The following is an 18978-nucleotide window of genomic DNA, read 5'->3' as shown; positions in this document are numbered from 1 at the left end:
GCCGGCATGGCAGCGCCGCACGTGGCCGGCGGGCACGAGATCACCGTCCGGCGTGGACAGTTCTGGGTGCCCGGCGACCGGGTGGGCACGGAACACGGGACCGTGCAGCGGGCTCCGCTGTTCGTGCAGTGGGAAGCCCCGCCCGGCGAGGCTCATCCCGTGCCGCTCGTGCTCGTGCACGGCGGGGGCGGGCAGGGCACCGACTGGACCGGCACCCCCGACGGCCGACCGGGGTGGGCGACCCGGTTCGTCGAGGCGGGCTTCGCCGTCTACGTCGTCGACCGCTGCGCGCACGGGCGCTCGCCGTATCACCCGGACGTCGTCGCCCCGATGGGTGGACCGTTCCCGTACGAGGCCGCGCAGGCGCTCTTCCTGCCCGACGGGGAGCGCGACGCGCAGACGCAATGGACCTACGGACGCGAGATCGGCTCACCCGACCTCGACCAGCTCCTCTGCCCGATGGGCCCGCTGCCCGCCGACCTGGCCGAGTCGCAGCGCCTCGACGCGGACCGGCTGGGCAGGCTGCTCGACGTCGTCGGCGAGGCCGTGCTCGTGACCCATTCGGCGGGCGGTCCGGTCGGCTGGCTGACCGCGGACGCGCGGCCGGACCGGGTCGCGGCCATCGCCGCGATCGAGCCGATGGGGCCGCCGTTCGCGGAGTTCCCGGGCCTCGGCGCGCTGACGTGGGGGTTGACGAGCGCGGAAATCACCTGCGACCCGCCGGCCGCCGACCCGTCCGAGGTCCCGGGGCGGCGCATTCCCGCGCTCACGGGCAAGCCGGTCGCGGTGGTGACGGGCGGGGCGTCCGTGTTCGCCGGCTTCGCCCCGCAGGTCGTGGCGTTCCTGAACAACGCCGGAGCCGACGCCCGGCAGCTGCACCTGCCGGACTTCGGCGTCACCGGCAACGGGCATGGACTGATCTTCGAGGCCAACTCGGACGAAACCGTGAAGCCCGTCATCGACTGGATTCTGGCCGCCACCCGAGGAAGGGCATCATGAACCAGCTGAACGTCAGCGACGAGTTCGACGCGCTCATGTCCCGGCTCGACGCGATCACGCCGCTCCTCGAGAAAACCGCCGAGGAGGGCGAGTCACTCGGTCGCGTGCCCGACGACGCCGCGAAGGCGCTGCACGAGTCCGGCGTGTTCAAGGTCGGCATCCCCCGGGAGCTCGGCGGCTACGAGTTCTCGCCGCGCCAGGTGATCGACACGATCGCCAAACTGTCCTATGCGGACGCTTCCGTGGGCTGGGCCTTCATGGCCGTGCAGATGGTCACCGGCACGACGGCCGCCTACCTCGGGCCGGCGGCCGCCGCGGACCTGTTCCCCGACGTCGGCGCCGGCGGCCACGCGCTCATCGCCGGCCAGGGCACGAAGCTCGGCGAGGCGGTGCGGGTCGAGGGCGGCTACCGGGTCAGCGGGCACTGGCACTTCGCGTCTGGGATCTCGATGGCGACTCACATCCACACCGCGGCGCTCTGCGCGGAAACCGGCGAGGCGCTGGTCTTCACCCTGCCCAAGGACCAGGCGCGACTGATCGACAACTGGGACGTCATGGGCCTGCGGGCGACCAGCAGCCACGACTACGTCTGCGACGACCTGTTCGTGCCGTCCAGCCACACGTACGGGATCGCGACCACCGAAACCCGGCACGGCGGCGCGATCTACCGCATGGGACTGGCGAACATGGCCGGCATCTGCCACACCGGCTGGGCCCTCGGCGTCGGCCGCCGGCTGCTCGACGAGCTGAAAGCCCTGGCCGCCAAGAAGACCGGCAGTCCGAACGCGACGGTCGACACGCAGCAGTTCTACGCGGAGTACGCCCAGGCCGAGGCGAAGCTGCGTGCGGCGAGGGCGTGGGCGATGGAGGTCTGGGCGGATTGCGAAGCCGCCCTCGACCGCGGCGAGCTGCTGGACACCGAGCAGGAGACGCTGACCCGCCTGATGCTCAACAACACCACGTGGTCGGTGCACGCCGTGGGCCAGACGGTCTACAAGTGGGCGGGCACGGCGGCGCTGCGGCACGGCGTCCTGCAGCGGTTCTTCCGCGACCTGCACGCCGGCACGCAGCACGTCACCTCCGGCCCGGTCGTGCTGCAGAACTGCGGCAAGCTGCTCAGCGGCCTGGCGCCCGGCGCGCAGTGGATGTTCCTCGACCTTCAGGAACCACGGTGACGTCGCTGCTCGAATGGGGACTCCCGGCGGACCGGGCCGAACTGGCCGTGCTCGCCGTGCACGGCCGTGGGCAGGACCCGGCGTTCATGTGCGCGCTGGCTCGCCGGCTGGGTCCGGCGCCGGTGCGGTTCTTCGCGCCGGAAGCCGAGAACAACACGTGGTACCCGCTGTCGTTCCTGGAGCCGGTCGAACGCAACCAGCCCGCGCTGGACCGGTCCCTGCGAGCCGTGGAGACCTCCCTCGACCGGCTCGCCCAAGCCGGTTTCGGCGGTCAGCGGGTCGTGCTGTGGGGCTTCTCGCAGGGCGCCTGCCTGCTGTCGCACCTGGTGCTCACCGCCCCGCGGCCGCTGGCCGGGCTCGTGCTGTTCACCGGCGGGTATATCGGCGGCACGCCCCCGTCGGGTGCCGCCTTGGACGGCGTTCCCGCGGTGATGCGCAGCATCGAGGACGATCCGTGGGTGCCCCGGCACCGCGTCGAGGAGACGGCCGAGCTGCTGCGTCGCGCCGGTGCCAAGGTGGACCTGCGCATCGACCCGGGCACCGAGCACATCGTCACGGACGAGGCCTGCGCGGCGGCGACCGAGTTGCTCACGACCGTGGCGGCACGCTCGTAGCTCACCGCATGATCGCGGTGAGCACGTCCACCCCCATCGGCAGCAGCCGCTGGAGGTTGAGGCGGTGCTGGATCATCCGGCCGTCCCGGCGCGAGACCAGCAGACCGGCCTCGCGCAGGCGGCCGAGGTGGCGGGACACCTGCGGCACCGTCATGCCCGTCCGTGCCGCGAGGTCCGACGTCGTGATCGGCTCGTTGACCAGGTGCCGGCACAGCGACAGCCGGGCCGGGTCGGCGAGGATCGCCAGCCGCAGGCGCACCTGGGCCAGGGTGTCGCGGGCGCCGTCGCCCTCCACCGGGAAGTGCACGACCACCGGGTACTCCGGGTCGACCTTGACGATCAGGTGCGGCCGCGCGTGCACCGAGGGCACCAGCAGGCAGCGGCGGCCGCGCAGGTCGGCGTGCAGGGACTGCAGCTTGTCGAACACCACCGACGGCGGTTCGTGCCGCACCGCCGCGTTCGGGCTGAGCGAGGCCAGCGCTTCGGCCACCGACAACGCGCCGACCCGCGCCCGCACCGCCGCGCACTCGGCTTCCAGCCGATGCGACACGCGCGCCCACTCGTCGGCGAAGAACTCCTCGGCGCAGGCGCGCAGGACGTCGAGCAGGTCGGCGCGGAACGCCTCCGGGTCACCGACGAGGTGCCGGGCCAGCTCGCCGCGGCCGAAGGACCGCCGCTCGCAGGAGGCGACGTACCCGTCCCGCGTCGCGGGGTCGCCCAGCACGTCGCCGATTTCGAGCAGGCCGCCGTGGATCGCGTCCGCCGCCGTCGCGACGAACCGTGGCAACGGCAGCGTCTCGAGCCGGCGCAGCTCCTCGTCGAAGGTCTGTCCCAGCGGCAGTTCGAACGGCAGCAGCAGCCGGCAGCGGCGGCGGGCCCACAGCGGCGCGTAGGTGTTCAGCCGCCCCTGCAGTGCCGCGGAGGTGTCCGCGCGGACGCGGGTGAGCCACGGCCGGACCTCGAAGTGGTGCTCCGGCTCGGCGATCGAGTGCAGGCACGCGAGCAGTTCCGCCAGCGGCGACACCCCCGCCACGAGGTCCGCCGCCCGCGCACCCTGGACGGTCAGCACCACGGACATGAGCGCAGCTTACGGCCCATGCTTACCGCGGTCGCGGTAAGCGTCGGCGGCAACGCGGCGAAACGGACCTAGCCTTCCGGGATCCGGCCGCCACCGCGACACGAGAGGCCAGGTCATGTCCGACTTCCTGCGCACCTTCTTCGACCTCCACGAGATCCTGGACGTCCTGCCCGCACTGCTCACCGAGGGGCTGCGCAACACCCTGCTGATCGCCGCGCTGGCGATCGTCTTCGGCGTCGTCGCCGGGGTGCTGCTGGCGATGCTGCTGCTGTCCCGGCGGCGGCTGGTCCGGCTGCCCGCCCGCCTGTACGTCGACGTCTTCCGCGGCCTGCCGGCCATCGTCACCGTCAGCCTGGTCGGCGTCGGCCTGCCCGCCGCCGGGCTGCGGCCCTTCGGCCGCGAACCGCTCGGCTACGCGGTGCTCGCCATCGCGCTGATCTCCGCGGCCTACTCGGCCGAGATCTTCCGCTCCGGCATCCAGGCCGTCCCGGCCGGGCAGTTGCACGCCGCGCGCAGTCTCGGCATGCCCTACCTGACGGCCATGCGGGTGGTCGTCGTCCCGCAGGGCGTGCGCAACGTGCTGCCCGCGCTGGCCGGCCAGTTCATCATCGACATCAAGGAGAGCGCTCTGGTGTACCTGCTCGGACTCGGCTTCGGCCAGCGGGAGCTCTACTTCATCGCCCAGGAACGACAGGCGGCGACGTACAACTCGTCGGCGCTGGTCGCCGCCGGGCTGTGCTACCTGCTGCTCACCATTCCCCTGACCTACGCGGTGAACCGGCTCGACAAGCGCATGCGCGACGGCCGCCGCTTCACCAGCGAGCCGGCGCCGGTCGCGCCCGTCCCGGCGAAGGCGGTCGTCTGATGACCGCGGTGACCGTGCGCGGCCTGCACAAGCGGTACGGCTCGATCGAAGTGCTCCGCGACGTCGACCTCGACGTCGCGCCCGGCGAAACCGTCTGCGTGATCGGCCGGTCCGGGTCCGGCAAGTCGACCCTGCTCAAGTGCCTCAACCTGCTGGAAGAGCCGACCGCCGGGGAGATCCTGATCGGCGGCACGCCGATCAGCGGCGCCGGCGTGGACGTCGACGCCGTCCGCGCCCGCGTCGGCATGGTGTTCCAGCACTTCAACCTGTTCCCGCACCTGAGCGTGCTGAAGAACGTCACCGCCGCGCTGCGGAACGTCCGGCGCCTCGGCAAGGACGCCGCCGACGCCGCGGCCATGACCCAGCTGGAGCGGCTCGGCCTGGCGCACCTGGCCCACCAGCGGCCCGGCCGCCTTTCCGGCGGGCAGCAGCAACGGGTCGCGATCGCCCGGGCGCTCGCCATGGAACCCGAGGTGATGCTGTTCGACGAGGCCACCTCCGCCCTCGACCCCGAGCTGGTCAAGGACGTCCTCGACGTGATGCGCTCGCTGGCCACGTCCGGCATGACGATGATCGCGGTGACCCACGAAATCGGCTTCGCCCGCGAGGTGGCCGATCGCGTGGTGTTCATGGACGACGGCCGCGTCGCCGAAGCCGGCCCGGCCCGCGCCACCCTCGACGACCCCGAAACCTCGCGGCTGCGCGACTTCCTCGCCCGCGTCCTCTGACCGTCCGGAAAGGACATTCGCATGTTCCGCATCGCCTTGGCCGCGTTCGCCGGCGCGCTCGTGCTCGCCGGCTGCGGCGGCACCTCGTCCGCCGACGACCAGTACGGTCTGCTCGAACCCGGCACCATCCGCGCCGCCACGCAGACCAGCCAGCCGCCCTTCGCCTACGGTGACCCCAGTGGCAAGCCGGTCGGGTTCGTCATCGACGTCACCGACGAGGCCGCCAAGCGGCTCGGGCTGAAGGTCGACTACAAGTCGACGTCGGTGACGTCGTCGCTGGCCGGCCTCACCAGCCACCAGTACGACCTCGCCGCGTCCGGGCTCGGCGTCACCGACGAACGGGCGAAGAGCGTCGCGTTCACCAAGCCGCTGTTCTGGAGCACGACCGCCGTGCTGACCGGCGGCAAGAGCACCGCCGCGAAACTGACCGACTTCGGCGGCCGCAAAGTCGGCGTCGTCACCGGCTCGGCGCAGGAGCCCTTCGTCCCGGCCAAGATGCCGGGCGCCGCGCCGATCGGCTTCCCCAACGCCAACGCCGCGGTCAGCCAGCTGCTCAACGGCAGCATCGACGCCTTCGTCGTCGGCGGTCCCGACGCTGAGCACTTCCTCAAGCAGTACCCTTCGCTGCGCCGGGCCACCTCCGCGCCGGTCGACCACCCGACGTCGATGGCCGTGCCGAAGGACCACAGCGCCCTGCTGACCGCGCTGGACCAGCAGATCGGCGCGATGGTCGCCGACGGCACGTACGCGCGGCTGTACCGCAAGTACTTCACCACCGCTCCGCTCCCCCAGCTCGTCGCCGCCTGGCCCGAGCTCGGCGCGCAGTTCGCGGGCGGCCTCTGATGGGCGGCTGGGAACAGCTGGACCTGCCCGGCGGCCGGACCTGCTGGCGGCTCGTGCTCGAGGTGCCCGCGCGCGACGGCACGGTCCTGGTCGCCGACCTCTACGCGGCGCGGCCCGATCCCCCGGCCGGGCCGGTGCTGCTGGAGCGCACGCCGTACGGCCGCCGGCTGGCCCGCCAGTCCGACGGCGCCCTCGGCCCCGACGACCCGCCGGCGCCCGAGGTGGCCGCGGAACGGTTCGTCGCGGGCGGGTACCTGGTCGTCCGCCAGGACTGCCGCGGCCGGGGCGACTCCGGCGGCACGTTCACCAAGTACCTCAACGAGGCCGAGGACGGCTACGACACCGTCGAGTGGATCGCCGCGCGGGACTGGTGCGACGGCCGGGTCGCGACGATGGGCGTCTCCTACTCGGCCCACGCCCAAGCCGCGCTGGCCTCGCTGGGGGCGCCGCACCTGGCCGCCATGTTCCTCGACTCCGGCGGGTTCGCCAGCGCCTACGAAGCCGGCACCCGGATGGGCGGGGCGTTCGAGCTGAAGCAGGTGACCTGGGCGTTCCACCGTGCCCGGACCAGCGCGCGGGTGGCCGCCGACCCGGTGCTGCGGGCCACCTTGGACTCCGAGGACCTGCGGGCGTGGTTCACCCGGATGCCGTGGCGGCGCGGCGCGACCCCGCTGCGGTTCGTCCCCGACTACGAGGACTACCTGCTGGAGCAGTGGGAGCACGGGATCTTCGACGAGTACTGGCGTCAGCCCGGCATCTTCGCCCGCGGCTTCTACGACCGGTTCCCGGACGTCCCGAGCCTGCACATCTCCAGCTGGTACGACCCCTACATCCGCACCGCGACCGAGAACTTCCGGGAGCTGGGCCGCAAGAAGCACAGCCCCGCCTACCTCGTGCTCGGGCCGTGGACCCACGGCGCCCGCAGCGCGCGGCACGCCGGCGACGTCGACTTCGGCCCCCGGGCGGCCCTCGACGGGAACCTCGACGACGACTACGTCTCGATGCGGCTGCGCTGGTTCGACGCGCACCTCGCCGCGTCCGGTGAGACCCCGCCGCCGGTGCGGTACTTCCTGATGGGCGGCGGCTCCGGGCGCCGGACCCCCGAAGGACGGCTCGACCACGGCGGCCGGTGGCGCACCGCGACGGCGTGGCCGCCGGAAACCGCGCGGGAGCAGGTGTTCCACCTGCACGCCGACGGCGGTCTGTCGCGCACGCCGGCGAGCGGCGCGTACCTGGAGTACGACTACGACCCCGCGGACCCGGTGCCGACGCTCGGTGGTCAGGTCACCTCCGGCGAACCGGTGATGAGCGGCGGCGCGTTCCACCAGTGCCCCGACGAACGCTTCTTCGGCGCGGTGCCGCCGTTCCTGCCGCTGGAGAGCCGGCCCGACGTGCTCGTGTTCCAGACCCCGCCGCTGGACCACGACGTCGCGGTCGCCGGCCCGGTCACGGTGCGGCTGGCCGTCTCGTCCACCGCCGCCGACACCGACTTCACCGTCAAGCTGATCGACGTCCACCCGCCGAGCGCGGACTACCCCCAGGGCTTCGCGATGAACCTCACCGACGGCATCCTGCGCTGCCGCTACCGCAACTCCTTCGCCGAGCCGGAGCCGCTCGTCCCCGGCGAGGTCTGCGACATCACCGTGGAAGCCCCGGATACGGCGAACCTCTTCCGGGCCGGGCACCGGATCCGGCTCGACGTCAGCTCCAGCAACTTCCCCCGCTTCGACGTCAACACCAACACCGGCGCGCGGGAAGTGGGCGACCGGCGCAAGGTCGTGGCCACCAACCGGGTCCACGTCGACGGGCGGTCGTGGCTGACCCTGCCGGTGCTCGATGCGTGAGCGCGGCGCCCTGGCCCCGGCCTGGCGGCGGGCGAACGTGCCGGACGGCTTCACCGTCGCCGCGGTCGGCGACCTCGTCGTCGACGACGTGCTCACGCCAGTGCTGGAACGCCGCGCCCCGGACCTGCTCGCGCTCCTGCGTTCGGCCGACGTGACGGTCGGGAACTTCGAAGGCACCGCGGCCGACCTCGGCGCCTTCGGCGGCTGGCCGGAAGCCGAACCGGGCGGGTCGTGGCTGATCAGCACCCCCGGCGTGCCCGCCGACCTGCGCCGCATGGGGTTCGACCTGGTCTCCCGGGCGAACAACCACACCACCGACTGGGGCGTGGCCGGCATGCGCGCCACCGACCGGTTGCTCACCGCGGCCGGGATCGCGCACGCCGGCACGGGCGAAACCCTCGCGGACGCCCGCGCGCCCCGGTACCTGGTCACCCCCGCCGGCCGGGTCGCGCTGGTGTCGCTCGCCTCGCGGTTCGAGCCGATGGCCCGGGCCGCCGACCCGCTCGGCCGGGTGCCGGGCCGCCCGGGCCTCAACGCGCTGCGCACCCGGCGGCTCGTCCGGGTCCCGGCGGCCGAGCTGGCCGCGCTGGCCCGCATCCGCGACGCCCTGCCCGACGTCAAGCGGTCCGTGCTCGAGGCCGACCGTCGCGAAGGGACGGTCACGCTCTTCGGCACGTCCTTCGGCGCCGGGGACGCGGTCGGCGTCGAGTACACGATGCACGACGGCGACCGCCGGGCGGTGCTGCGCTCGGTGCGCCAGGCGAAACAGACGTCGGACTTCACGATCGCGGCGGTGCACACCCACGAGCCCGGCAACCGGAGCCGGACGGCGCCGGAGTTCCTGCGCACCCTCGCCCGCGAAGCGATCGACGACGGCGCCGACCTGGTCGCCGGGCACGGGCCCCACCAGCTCCGCGGCATCGAGCTGCACCGCGGCCGCCCGGTCTTCCACTCGCTCGGCAACTTCGTCTTCATGGAAAACACGCAGCGCCCACTGACCCACGACGCCTACGAGAAGCAGCCGCCGCCGGGACCGGAGACCACCGAAGCCGAGTACCTGGAGCACAAGCGTGTCCACGGCGTGTTCGAGGAGCGGATCTGGTACGAGAGCGTGGTGGCCGTGTGCCGGTTCACCTCGCGGGGCCGGCTGTCCGAGCTTCGCCTGCAGCCCATCGAGCTGCACTGGAACAGCGGCCGCGACGCCGACCGCGGCATCCCCCGGCTCGCGCGGGGTTCGAGCGCGACGCGGATCCTTCGTCGGCTGCAGCGGTTGTCGGCGCCGCTCGGGACGAAGCTCGTCAACCGTGGCGGCGTCGGGTACGTGGACCTCCGCTGAGCTACACCGGCAGCAGCGCCAGGTCCGCCCACGCGTTCCCGGGCATGGTCGTCATGAGCACCCGCGGTGTCTCGACGAGCGCGGCCGGCCACTCACGCTGGATCTTCGGGATCAACGGCGACTTCAAGTGTGCCTCGACGCCCTCCTCCCGATGCCCCTCCAAGAGGAAGAAGACGTTCGGCTCGTCGACGTCACGCGCCCACCAGAACCACAGATTGCTGTCCTCGGCCCGCGTCGCGCGCGTGAACTCATCGACGAGCGCAAGCCAGCGGGAAGCCCATTCCTCGCGCACGACGAAGCGGATGACGACGACCTGCATCAGCCGGCCCGCCGTTCCCGGGCGGGAGCGGTCCACCGGCCGAGAGCACCGGCCCACTCCCCCGACGCTACGTCGCCGGCCCACGCGACGTAGCCGTCCGGACGCACCAGCAGCCCGGGTCCGTCGTCGGTGCGATGCACCACCGGCACCGGCGCGTGCACGTCCCCGGCGTCCCGGCCCGCGACGAGCACGAACCCGCCACGGCGCAACGCAAGCGGCAACCGGCCCTCCCGCAGCGGAACGCCGGCCGCGGGGGTGCCGACCAGCGGATGCTCGGACGACGCGCGCCGGTAGCGGATTCCGGTCCCGGTGAACATCCCGGCCGCCTTGCGAGAGAACCGGCCGCTGCGCAGCAGGGCGCCGATCACGTGGTTGCGGAGCATCCGCACCGGCCACGCCCGCACCGTCATCATCCGGATCGTGGCGCCGCTCGTGCGCAGCACCAGCTTGCCGACCGGATGCCGTTCCGCCTGGTAGGTGTCGAGGATCGCGGGGTCGGCGCCGTCGAGGACGGCGGCCAGTTTCCAGCCGAGGTTGGCCGCGTCCTGGATGCCCGTGTTCATGCCCTGCCCGCCCGCGGGCGAATGGACGTGCGCGGCGTCGCCGGCGAAGAACACACGGCCCGCGCGGTAGGCGCCGATCTGGCGTTCGTCGCTGCGGAACTGCGAGATCCAGCGGGTCTCCCCCATGCCGAAGTCGCTGCCCATGGTGCGCCGGAGGATGTCGCGCACCAGCTCCGGTTCCGCGCGGAAGGCCGGATCGCGTTCGTGGCGCCGAGCCCAGGCGATGACACGGAACCAGCCGTCGCCGAAGGGCGCGAGGAACGCGAAACTGTCCTTGACCGCGTCGACGGTGATGACCGTGGCCGGCGGCTCGGCGAGGTACGCGTCGGCGAGCATGATCGAGTTCAGCAGGACCTTGCCCGGGAACTCCGTGCCGGTCAGCCGCCGGACCGTGCTGTGCGCGCCGTCGGCGGCGACCACGTAGGACGCCTTCCACGCTCGCTCCCCGGCGCGGACGACAACGCCGTCCTCGCGGTGGTCCAGGTCCGTGACCCCGGCGCCGCGCACGATCTGCGCACCCTGCGCCAAGGCGTGCTTTTCCAGCAGCGCGTCCACGTTCCGCTGCGGGGTGACCAGTAGGAACGGGAATCTCGACGGCAGCCGGGTCAGGTCGAGCCCGGCGCTCTTCCACAGGCTGAGGCTGCCCGCTTTCGTGCCCGTGGCGACCAGTTCGTCGGCGAGGCCGCGGGTGTCCAGGACCTCCAGCGTCCGGGCGTGGGTCCCGAACGCCCGGCTCAGCGGCGACGCTTCCGCGTGCTTTTCGACGACCACGACCGACCGACCGGCCAGCGCCAGTTCCCCGGCGAGCATGCAGCCGGTCGGGCCGGCCCCGACCACGACGACGTCCACGGTGTCCACTCCGGACCTCCTAAGTCAACAGCGGGTGACTTAGACCGTACGAGCGTCGCCGGGCGAAGTCAACCGTCGATGACTTATGCTGGCGCCATGCCCGAGACCCGCCGCCGCTCCGCCCCCGCCACCCGCGCCGCGATCCTCGAAGCGGCCCGGACCCGCTTCGGCGCGCACGGGTTCGACCGGGTGCGCTTGCGCGACGTGGCCGCGGACGTCGGCGTCGACCCGGCGATGGTCATCCGCTACTTCGGCACCAAGGAAGGCCTTTTCGCGGCGGCGGCGGAGTTCGAGCTGAACCTGCCCGACCTCACCGGCGTGACGGCCGACGAGCTCGGGCACGTGCTGATGCCGCGGTTCTTCGGCGTCTGGGAAGACGACGCCGGTTTCCTGTCCCTGCTGCGCGCGGCCACGACCAGCGAAGCGGCGGCGGCGAAGATGCTGGAACTGTTCACCGGCCAGGTCACCCCGGCGGTGGCCGCCGTCGTGACCGACCACGCCCCCGAACGCGCCGCACTCCTCGGCTCACAGATCCTCGGCCTGGCCGTCTCCCGCTACGTGCTGAAGGTGCCGCCCCTGGCGCACATGTCCCGCGCCGAACTCGAAGCCTGGGTCACGCCGGTCATCCGCCACTACCTCACCGACCCCCGCCCGGTCGTGAGCGGTTGATGTCTCAGGACCGTGCGGCGCGGTACCTCCTGTCTCCGCTGTAGCTTTCGGCTGTTCGAAACTCGTTGACCGCCGCGCTCCGCACTCCGTAAGTTCGATGGTGAACGAGGAGGTCCTGGATGAGCCACCTGGTGCGATTCGCCGACGGATCCGGCACCATCCGGGTCGGCCTGCTCACCGATGAGCAGCTGCGGCCGCTCGCGGTGGCGTCGATGAGTGACCTGCTGCGTCGCCCCGTGGCGGAGATCCGCGAGCTGGCCGAGGCCGCCGGGGAGCCGGTGTCCACGGCCGGGACGCGCCTGCTGCCGCCACTGGACGGGCGCATGGAGGTGTGGGCCGCCGGGGTGACTTACCTGCGGTCCGAGGAGGCCCGCCGCGAGGAGAGCGCCGACGAGGACATCTACGCGCGGGTGTACCGCGCGGAGCGGCCGGAGTTGTTCTTCAAGTCGGCCGCCTGGCGCGTGGTCACCGACGGCGAGCCGATCGCCATCCGCGCGGATTCCGCCAACAACGTGCCGGAGCCGGAACTCGGCCTGCTGCTGACCGGTGCCGGGGAGATCGCCGGGTACGTGGTGGTCGACGACGTCAGCTCCCGCAGCATCGAAGGCGAGAACCCGTTGTACCTCCCGCAGGCCAAGATCTACACCGGTTCGTGCGCGGTGTCGGCGCGGGTGCGGCCCGCGTGGGAGGTACCGGACCCGCTGTCGCTCGGCTTCCGCATGCGCATCCTGCGCGACGGTCACGAGGTGTTCGCCGGCGACGCCAGTACCGCGCAGCTCAACCGCAAACCGGCCGGACTGGTCGAGTACCTGTGGCGGGAAAACGACTTCCCCGACGGCGCCGTGCTCTCGGCGGGCACCTCCGTGGTACCGGGACTCGATCAAGGGCTGCGGCCGGGAGACGTGGTCGAGATCGAGATCGACGAGGTCGGATCGCTACGCTCCCCCGTGGTGCTGGGCGCGGACGAGGTGCGCCGAGTGCTCGCGGCCCGCGCGCCCCAGCCGGGCCACTGAGCGCAAGTCGCCCGACACCCCCAAGATCGTCCCGTCCGGCGACGCGACCACCTGCGGATTCACCCCACGCGGGTAGATGCGTTCCGCGGCAGCCGATTCCGTCGGTTCTTCGGTGGTCACAACCGGCCGGTACGCGCGATCACCTGGCCGGCGAAGTCGAGCATCTGGTCAAGACTGGTGAACACCGCGAAGGCATCGAAGTACGCCTCATCAACACCGGACTCGGCGTACCGCTGTAACTTGTCGGCGAGCGAGCCGACGGACGTGCCCGGTTCGAGGTTGATCCGCATGGCCGTCTTCAGTGCGTCGGGATCGCGGCCGGCGTCCTGCGCCGCTCGGCGCGCGATCGACCACAGGCGGTCGGCGCCCTCGTCCTGACTGGTGATCGACGCGGCGGGTGCCGGCCCGTCGACCCCGAGCCAGCCGACCCCGCTGCGGCCGACCCGGCGCATCGCGGCCTCGCCGGCCCCGCCGATCCAGATGGGCGGCCCGCCCGCCTGGACCGGACGCAGGTCGGCGTGGACCGGCGGCAAGGTGAAGAACTCGCTGTCCCAGGACACAGGATTGGTGGTCCACCACGTATGCAGGAACGCCAGCATGTCGTCGAGCATCTTGCCTCGCCGGTGCCAGTCCGCGCTGCGGGCGATGTCGTACTCCTGCCTCATCCACCCCAGCCCCACACCAACGCCAAGGCGGCCGTCGCTGAGCACGTCGAGCGTGGTCAGCAGCCGGGCCAGGTGCGGCGGCTCGTAGTAGAACGTGCTGAGCGTGCTGGCGTTCAGGCGCATCCGGCTGGTCGCCGCCGCGGCGACGGTCCACAGCAGCACCGGATCGAGGGAACGGGTCATCTGCGGCCCGTGGGCCAGATAGCCGCTGTCCACATCGACCGGCGTGGCCAGGCGATCGCCGACCCACAGGGTGTCGTAGCCAAGGTCCTCGAGTCCGCGGCAGAACGCGCTCAGGCCGGGGGCGCCGCTGACGGCGGGCCCGACAATGGGAATCACGAAACCGAGCTTCATCGCGAGAATCTCCTCAAGCAGGATCGTTTGCCACCATTGATTCCGACCTCAGCGAGTCGGTGGTCCATCAACCATTGCCAGGGCACACGGCGCCCTGTTCACCGGCTGCTCGGCCCCGGGGCTCAGCCGGTGAATTCGTTGACGCCCAGGGCGAAGTCCCCGTGGCCGACCCCGTTGCCGGCGAGGCCCACCGTCACCACGCCCACCCCTTCCAGCCAGTGCGCCATTTTCAGGCCGCCGACGTCCAGCGGGCGCAGGCCGAGGCTCTCGACGAATGCCGCCACGCCCGCCTTGGCCCGCGCATCGTCGCCGGCGATGAAGACGTCGGGCCGGCCGTTCTCCAGGACGTTGCGGAAGATGGTGTTGAACGCCTTCACCACGCCGGCGCCGGCCGGGGCCACCTTGGCGACTTCCTGCGCGATCGAGGTCTCCTCGCTGTGGGCCAGGCCGTCGAACGTGGCGTTGAAGGGGTTGCTGATGTCGACGATGACCTTGCCCGCGAGGGCGTCTCCGTACTCGGCGACGACCGGAACGACACCGTCGTACAACAGGGCCGTGATGACGATGTCCCCGGCCGGGACGGCGCCCCACTCGCCCGCCGTCGCGCCGCCGCCCAGAGCCTTGGCCAGGTCCTCGGCCTTGGACTGATCGCGTCCCATGACCTCGACGGTGGTGCCGCCCGCGACCGCGAGCGTGCCGATCGTGCGGGCCATGTTCCCCGTGCCGATTAGGGTGATGCTGCTCATGAGGTGTGCTCTCTTCCTGTTTCGAGGTGCCGCGACATTCCTGGTGTGGTTCAGATGGCGGTGGTGCCGCCGTCGGTGACCAGTTCCAGGCCGTTGACGTAGGTGGAGTCGTCCGAGGCGAGGAACAGGGCGACCGTGGCGATTTCCTCGGGACGGCCCATCTTTCCGCGGGGGATGAGGGACTCGAATGCGGCCTTGGTCGCCTCGTCGAACAGTTCTTCCTGTTTGGCCGTGGCGACCTGGCCGGGAGTCAGGACGTTGACCCGGATCTTGCGGTCGCGCAGTTCGTTGAGCCAGACGCGGGCCCAGGCCTGCTGGACGGCTTTGCTTCCCGCGTAAAGGCTCCAGCCGGGGAACGCGCCGAGGGAGGCGTTGGATCCGGTCATGAAGATCGAGCCGTGGTCGTTGATCAGCGGCAGCGCCTTCTGCACGGTGAACAGGGTGCCGCGCGCGTTGAGCCAGAAGGCGCGGTGGAACTGTTCCTCGGTGATCTCGCCGAGGACGGCGGGTTCGCCCATCCCGGCGCTGGCCCACAGCACGTCGATCGAGCCCTTTTCCCGCTTGACGGTGTCGTACAAGCGGTCCAGGTCGTCCAGCTCGGCCGCGTCACCCTGGACGGCGGTGACGTTGCGGCCGATCAGCTCGACGGCGTCGTCCAGTGCTTCCTGCCGCCGGGCCTGGATGAAGACGTGCGCTCCTTCCTCGACGAACAGTTTGGCGCCGGCCAGTGCCATCCCGGTGGATCCGCCGGTGATCACCGCGACCTTGCCATCGAGCTTTCCCACGATCACTCCGTTGAATTGAGGGGTATCCGAAACAGCCCGATTCTTACGTACACCAGTCTGTGTACGTAACGTATCCGACGACCGGCCGGGGCGCAAGCTACGTACACCGGTCGGTACCGAACGGGTCTACACTGGCGGCATGACGGAGTTGGAGAAGGGCCCCCAGGGCCGGCGCCGCGGCAGGGGCGCACGCGAGCGCATCCTCAGCGCGTCACAGCAGCTGTTCCGCGATCAGGGCATCAACCGCACCGGCATGGACCAGCTCTGCACCGTGGCCCAGGTGTCCAAGCGCACGGCCTACCAGCACTTCGCCGGCAAGGACGAACTCGTCGCCGAATACCTGCGCCGATTCGATCCCGACGTCATGCCCGGAGTGTTCGACCGCACCGACCTCACCCCCCGCGAACGGCTCCTCGCCGCCTTCGAGATACCCGCGTCCACGCCCCTGTGCCCCTACATCGCGGCGGCCGTCGAACTCCACGACCCCGAACACCCCGCATCCCAGTACGCGCGCGACTACAAGACCGCCATCGCCGCGCGGCTCACCGAAACCGCCCGCGAGGCCGGCGCCACCGACCCCGAACAACTCGGCGAACAACTGGCGCTGCTCATCGACGGCGCCTCGGCCCGCACCCGGGTCCTCAACAGCGAATCCTTCCCCACCGCCGCCGCCATCGCCGCCGTCCTCATCGACAACGCCATCCCCGCGTCATCTTCTCGGCGGCCCGGCGATGACCGCGCAACGACGTCGAATTCGGCGCGGCCGAAGCGGTAGCTGCCGGGCTTGTCGCAGGGTGGTAACCGGAATCCCCGGTTCAGCGGTCGACGTCGGCTTCGGCGAGCGTGGTTGTCGCGGCCCAGCTCGCCAGGAGCTGGAGTCGTTCGGCCGAAGGGGAGTCAGGGCGCGCGGTGTAAGCGGTGAGGGTCAGCCCGGTGTCGGCCGCGAGTTCCATGGCCTCGAAGTCGAGGACGAGCTCGCCGACGACCGGGTGGCGAAACTCCTTGGTACCAGTGCGGTGCAGGCGGACGTCATGGGCGGCCCAGCGGGTGCGGAAGTCCTCGCTGCGGGTCGACAGCTCCCCGATGAGGTCGGACAGATCGCGGTTGTGGGGGTCGCGGCCGGCTTCGGTGCGCAGGATCGCGACCGAGGTGTGGCAGGACTTGGCGTAGTCCGGGAAGTAGTCGCGGGCAGCGGGGTCGAGGAACCCGAAGCGGGCGAGGTTGGGCAAAGAAACCTCGCTGGTGCGGGTGGGACTGTCGAACACCGGCGAGTACAGCGCGCGGCCGAGCAGGTTGACGGCCAGGATGTCCAACCGTCCATTGCGGACGAACGCGGCCGTCGTCGTCATGCTGTCGAGGATCTGCTGCACGACCGGACGCACCCGCTGCGGAGAACGGCGGCGCTGGCCGGAGGCGGTGCGGGGACGGCCGGCCGCGTTGGCGGCGCGGGCGAGGTCGAACAGGTAGACGCGCTCGGCCTCGTCGAGCTGCAGCGCGCCGGCGATGGCGTCCAGGACGCTGTCGGAGACGCCGGCGAGGTTGCCCTTCTCGACGCGGGTGTAGTAGTCGGCGGAGACACCGGCGAGCATGGCGACCTCTTCGCGGCGCAGGCCCGGCACGCGGCGGTTGCCACCGTAGTGCTGCAACCCGGCCTGCTCGGGGGTGATCTTGGCCCGGCGGGTGACCAGGAAGTCGCGGACCTCGGTGCTCTTGGCGTTCACCCGCTCCACGGTACGACGGCCCGAACCCGTGAGGGGGGTTCTGTCGTGACCCGGAAAGACGCGACCTGCCGCGCGTACCCGAACGGGCGTTCCATCGAAGCGTGACCACTCCTGAGAAGACCGCCGGCAGCGCCGTCGCGACGCTCGCCACCGCGTTGCTCGGGTTCTTCGTGGTCACCCTGGACGCGGTCGTCGTGAACATCGCCCTGCCGGACATCCGGACCGGCCTGGGCGGCGGCATCGCGGGCCTGCAGTGGGTGGTCGACGGCTACACGCTCATGTTCGCCGCCGCCCTGCTCTCGGCCGGCTCGCTCGCCGACCGGATCGGCGCCAAGAAGGCGTTCGGGCTCGGGATCGCCGGGTTCACCCTGGCGTCGCCGGCGTGCGGGCCGGCCCCGCAGCTCGGGGTGCTGGTGGCGTGCCGCTTCGCCCAAGGGCTGGCCGCCGCGGTGGTGATGCCGTCCTCCATGGCGCTCATCGCCCAGACCTACCCCGACCCGGTGCGCCGGGCCCGCGCGGTCGCGATGTGGGCGATGGGCGGCGCCGCGGCGTCTTCGGCCGGCCCGCTCCTGGGCGGCGTCCTGACGACGGTGAGCTGGCGGTGGATCTTCCTGATCAACCTCCCCGCCGGAGCCGTGGCGTTGCTCTTGCTCCGCCGGGTCGGCCGGTCGGACCGCCACCGGGTGCCGTTCGACGCGGCGGGTCAGCTCGTCGGCGCCCTCGCGATGGCCGCGCTGGTCTTCGGGGCCATCGAAGCCGGTCAAGACGGCTTCGGCCGGCCGGCCGTGCTGACGGCGTTCGGGATCGCCGTTCTCGCGTTGGCCGCGTTCGTGCTGCTCGAAGCCCGGATCGCGCACCCGATGCTCCCGCTGGAGCTGTTCCGCTCCCGCACCGTGGTCGCGGCGGTGGTCATCGGGTTCGCGTTCATGATCGGCTACTACGGGATGCCATTCGTGCTGAGCCTGGTCCTGCAAGACCGCGGTCTGTCGTCGCCGGCCACCGGTGTGGTGTTCCTGCCGATGATGCCGGCCGGGCTCGTACTGACCCCCGATCGTGCCCCGCGTGGTCGAGCGAACCGGCGCCCGGCCCGTGGTCGTGACCGGCCTGGCGCTGATGACGGCCGGCGTCGCGGCCCTCGCGCTCCTCCCCGCCACCGCACCCACGTGAGTGACCGCCGCACTGATGATTCTCGTCGGGCTGGGCGGTCCCACGGTGATCCCGCCGGTGATCGCGGTCCTGCTCGCCGCGGTCCCCGCGCACCGGGCCGGGACCGCGAGCGGGGCGTTCAACACCAGCCGCCAGCTCGGCGGCGCACTGGCCGTCGCAGTCTTCGGCGCCCTGCTGGCCGCACCTCCGGGTTTAACGCCCGGCATGCGGGTCAGCCTCCTACTGGCCGCCGCCGTCGCCGCCGCGGCCGCCTTCACCGCGATCGCGGGCCTGGGCACCCGCCACTGGAACAAGATCAACGAAAGGGAACCACGATGACCGACAACCCCCAGCCCTCCGGCGCGGAGAAGATGTTCGGCGACTTCGCGCCCGCGCTGGTGCACTTCACCGACGACGTCCTCTTCGGCGAAGTGTGGAAGCGCACCGACCTGACTCCCAAGGAACGCAGCCTCGTCACCGTCGCCGCGCTGACCACCAACGGCAACACCGAGCAGCTCGTCTACCACCTCGGCCTGGCCAAGGAGAACGGCAACACCGAAGCCGAACTGATCGAAGCGATCACCCACTTGGCCTTCTACGCCGGCTGGCCGCAGGCGATGGCCGCCATGGCCGTCGCCAAGAAGGTCTTCCGGAACTGACCACCCT

Annotated in this window: 19 protein-coding genes; 12 read left to right on the top strand and 7 right to left on the bottom strand. The window is 71.7% G+C overall.

Annotated elements, in window-relative coordinates; all coding sequences use genetic code 11:
- The first annotated feature begins 6 nt into the window (after positions 1 to 6).
- From AB0M59_RS00415 to AB0M59_RS00405, 3 genes are read left to right on the top strand one after another with little or no spacing between them, the layout of a single operon-like run.
- A complete protein-coding gene (locus AB0M59_RS00415) occupies positions 7 to 999 on the top strand; it encodes an alpha/beta fold hydrolase (RefSeq protein WP_364606118.1) in 993 nt (330 codons plus the stop codon).
- Positions 996 to 2174, top strand: a complete 1179-nt coding sequence (locus AB0M59_RS00410; RefSeq protein WP_364606115.1) for an acyl-CoA dehydrogenase family protein — start codon at positions 996 to 998, stop codon at positions 2172 to 2174. The genes AB0M59_RS00415 and AB0M59_RS00410 overlap by 4 nt, the downstream gene beginning before the upstream one ends.
- Positions 2171 to 2788 (top strand): phospholipase, encoded by a 618-nt coding sequence (locus tag AB0M59_RS00405; protein WP_364606112.1) that lies wholly within the window; start codon positions 2171 to 2173, stop codon positions 2786 to 2788. Before AB0M59_RS00410 ends, AB0M59_RS00405 begins: the two co-directional genes overlap by 4 nt.
- Position 2789: 1 nt before the next feature.
- On the opposite strand, the gene AB0M59_RS00400 is transcribed toward AB0M59_RS00405, so the two are convergent.
- The gene (locus AB0M59_RS00400; protein WP_364606109.1) at positions 2790 to 3866 is read right to left on the bottom strand and encodes a DUF5937 family protein; all 1077 of its coding nucleotides are present in this window, start codon (positions 3864 to 3866) and stop codon (positions 2790 to 2792) included.
- A gap of 115 nt (positions 3867 to 3981) precedes the next feature.
- Here AB0M59_RS00400 and AB0M59_RS00395 point away from each other — a divergent pair, with 115 nt between their 5' ends.
- From AB0M59_RS00395 to AB0M59_RS00375, 5 genes are read left to right on the top strand one after another with little or no spacing between them, the layout of a single operon-like run.
- Positions 3982 to 4731 (top strand): amino acid ABC transporter permease, encoded by a 750-nt coding sequence (locus tag AB0M59_RS00395; protein ID WP_364606106.1) that lies wholly within the window; start codon positions 3982 to 3984, stop codon positions 4729 to 4731.
- Positions 4731 to 5459: an amino acid ABC transporter ATP-binding protein gene (locus AB0M59_RS00390; protein ID WP_364606103.1), complete on the top strand. Its 729-nt coding sequence runs from the start codon at positions 4731 to 4733 to the stop codon at positions 5457 to 5459. The genes AB0M59_RS00395 and AB0M59_RS00390 overlap by 1 nt, the downstream gene beginning before the upstream one ends.
- Positions 5460 to 5480: 21 nt before the next feature.
- Positions 5481 to 6302, top strand: coding sequence for a transporter substrate-binding domain-containing protein (locus AB0M59_RS00385; RefSeq protein WP_364606100.1), 822 nt, complete (start codon positions 5481 to 5483; stop codon positions 6300 to 6302).
- Positions 6302 to 8146, top strand: a complete 1845-nt coding sequence (locus tag AB0M59_RS00380; RefSeq protein WP_364606097.1) for a CocE/NonD family hydrolase — start codon at positions 6302 to 6304, stop codon at positions 8144 to 8146. Before AB0M59_RS00385 ends, AB0M59_RS00380 begins: the two co-directional genes overlap by 1 nt.
- A complete protein-coding gene (locus tag AB0M59_RS00375; RefSeq protein WP_364606094.1) occupies positions 8139 to 9482 on the top strand; it encodes a CapA family protein in 1344 nt (447 codons plus the stop codon). The genes AB0M59_RS00380 and AB0M59_RS00375 overlap by 8 nt, the downstream gene beginning before the upstream one ends.
- Position 9483: 1 nt before the next feature.
- On the opposite strand, the gene AB0M59_RS00370 is transcribed toward AB0M59_RS00375, so the two are convergent.
- Both AB0M59_RS00370 and AB0M59_RS00365 read right to left on the bottom strand, forming a co-directional pair.
- Entirely contained in the window at positions 9484 to 9801 is a 318-nt protein-coding gene (locus AB0M59_RS00370) for a putative quinol monooxygenase (protein WP_364606091.1), read from the bottom strand.
- A complete protein-coding gene (locus AB0M59_RS00365; RefSeq protein ID WP_364606088.1) occupies positions 9801 to 11222 on the bottom strand; it encodes an FAD-dependent oxidoreductase in 1422 nt (473 codons plus the stop codon). The genes AB0M59_RS00370 and AB0M59_RS00365 overlap by 1 nt, the downstream gene beginning before the upstream one ends.
- Before the next feature lie 87 nt (positions 11223 to 11309).
- Between AB0M59_RS00365 and AB0M59_RS00360 the strand changes: the two genes are divergently transcribed.
- Positions 11310 to 11882, top strand: coding sequence for a TetR family transcriptional regulator (locus AB0M59_RS00360; RefSeq protein WP_364606084.1), 573 nt, complete (start codon positions 11310 to 11312; stop codon positions 11880 to 11882).
- 119 nt (positions 11883 to 12001) lie between these two features.
- On the top strand, positions 12002 to 12895 hold the full coding sequence (locus AB0M59_RS00355) for a fumarylacetoacetate hydrolase family protein (protein ID WP_364606081.1): 894 nt from the start codon (positions 12002 to 12004) through the stop codon (positions 12893 to 12895).
- Positions 12896 to 13011: 116 nt separating this feature from the next.
- On the opposite strand, the gene AB0M59_RS00350 is transcribed toward AB0M59_RS00355, so the two are convergent.
- The 3 genes from AB0M59_RS00350 to AB0M59_RS00340 form a co-directional block, all read right to left on the bottom strand.
- On the bottom strand, positions 13012 to 13914 hold the full coding sequence (locus AB0M59_RS00350) for a TIGR03619 family F420-dependent LLM class oxidoreductase (protein WP_364606078.1): 903 nt from the start codon (positions 13912 to 13914) through the stop codon (positions 13012 to 13014).
- A gap of 122 nt (positions 13915 to 14036) precedes the next feature.
- Positions 14037 to 14660: an NAD(P)-binding domain-containing protein gene (locus AB0M59_RS00345; RefSeq protein WP_364606075.1), complete on the bottom strand. Its 624-nt coding sequence runs from the start codon at positions 14658 to 14660 to the stop codon at positions 14037 to 14039.
- Between the two features lie 50 nt (positions 14661 to 14710).
- Positions 14711 to 15445 (bottom strand): SDR family oxidoreductase, encoded by a 735-nt coding sequence (locus AB0M59_RS00340; protein ID WP_364606072.1) that lies wholly within the window; start codon positions 15443 to 15445, stop codon positions 14711 to 14713.
- Between the two features lie 139 nt (positions 15446 to 15584).
- On the opposite strand from AB0M59_RS00340, the gene AB0M59_RS00335 reads away from it, so the two are divergent.
- Complete coding sequence (locus tag AB0M59_RS00335) at positions 15585 to 16220, top strand: TetR/AcrR family transcriptional regulator (RefSeq protein WP_364606069.1); 636 nt, start codon at positions 15585 to 15587, stop codon at positions 16218 to 16220.
- Between the two features lie 40 nt (positions 16221 to 16260).
- Here AB0M59_RS00335 and AB0M59_RS00330 read toward each other — a convergent pair whose 3' ends face one another.
- Positions 16261 to 17166 (bottom strand): helix-turn-helix transcriptional regulator, encoded by a 906-nt coding sequence (locus AB0M59_RS00330; protein WP_364606066.1) that lies wholly within the window; start codon positions 17164 to 17166, stop codon positions 16261 to 16263.
- A gap of 101 nt (positions 17167 to 17267) precedes the next feature.
- On the opposite strand from AB0M59_RS00330, the gene AB0M59_RS00325 reads away from it, so the two are divergent.
- Positions 17268 to 18971, top strand: a complete 1704-nt coding sequence (locus tag AB0M59_RS00325) for an MFS transporter (protein WP_364606063.1) — start codon at positions 17268 to 17270, stop codon at positions 18969 to 18971.
- The last annotated feature ends 7 nt before the right edge of the window (positions 18972 to 18978 follow it).

Source organism: Amycolatopsis sp. NPDC051371 (genome assembly GCF_040682155.1).
Lineage (GTDB): Bacteria > Actinomycetota > Actinomycetes > Mycobacteriales > Pseudonocardiaceae > Amycolatopsis.
This window is presented reverse-complemented; position numbering and strand designations above follow the sequence as displayed.

Excerpts from the sequence above, each read along its gene's own strand:
- AB0M59_RS00390 (WP_364606103.1), top strand. The coding sequence starts at position 4,731 with ATGACCGCGGTGACCGTGCGCGGCCTGCACAAGCGGTACGGCTCGATC.
- AB0M59_RS00370 (WP_364606091.1), bottom strand. The coding sequence starts at position 9,801 with ATGCAGGTCGTCGTCATCCGCTTCGTCGTGCGCGAGGAATGGGCTTCC.
- AB0M59_RS00345 (WP_364606075.1), bottom strand. The coding sequence starts at position 14,660 with ATGAGCAGCATCACCCTAATCGGCACGGGGAACATGGCCCGCACGATC.
- AB0M59_RS00415 (WP_364606118.1), top strand. The coding sequence starts at position 7 with ATGGCAGCGCCGCACGTGGCCGGCGGGCACGAGATCACCGTCCGGCGT.
- AB0M59_RS00400 (WP_364606109.1), bottom strand. The coding sequence starts at position 3,866 with ATGTCCGTGGTGCTGACCGTCCAGGGTGCGCGGGCGGCGGACCTCGTG.
- AB0M59_RS00395 (WP_364606106.1), top strand. The coding sequence starts at position 3,982 with ATGTCCGACTTCCTGCGCACCTTCTTCGACCTCCACGAGATCCTGGAC.
- AB0M59_RS00360 (WP_364606084.1), top strand. The coding sequence starts at position 11,310 with ATGCCCGAGACCCGCCGCCGCTCCGCCCCCGCCACCCGCGCCGCGATC.
- AB0M59_RS00375 (WP_364606094.1), top strand. The coding sequence starts at position 8,139 with ATGCGTGAGCGCGGCGCCCTGGCCCCGGCCTGGCGGCGGGCGAACGTG.
- AB0M59_RS00385 (WP_364606100.1), top strand. The coding sequence starts at position 5,481 with ATGTTCCGCATCGCCTTGGCCGCGTTCGCCGGCGCGCTCGTGCTCGCC.
- AB0M59_RS00410 (WP_364606115.1), top strand. The coding sequence starts at position 996 with ATGAACCAGCTGAACGTCAGCGACGAGTTCGACGCGCTCATGTCCCGG.
- AB0M59_RS00350 (WP_364606078.1), bottom strand. The coding sequence starts at position 13,914 with ATGAAGCTCGGTTTCGTGATTCCCATTGTCGGGCCCGCCGTCAGCGGC.
- AB0M59_RS00355 (WP_364606081.1), top strand. The coding sequence starts at position 12,002 with ATGAGCCACCTGGTGCGATTCGCCGACGGATCCGGCACCATCCGGGTC.
- AB0M59_RS00335 (WP_364606069.1), top strand. The coding sequence starts at position 15,585 with ATGACGGAGTTGGAGAAGGGCCCCCAGGGCCGGCGCCGCGGCAGGGGC.
- AB0M59_RS00380 (WP_364606097.1), top strand. The coding sequence starts at position 6,302 with ATGGGCGGCTGGGAACAGCTGGACCTGCCCGGCGGCCGGACCTGCTGG.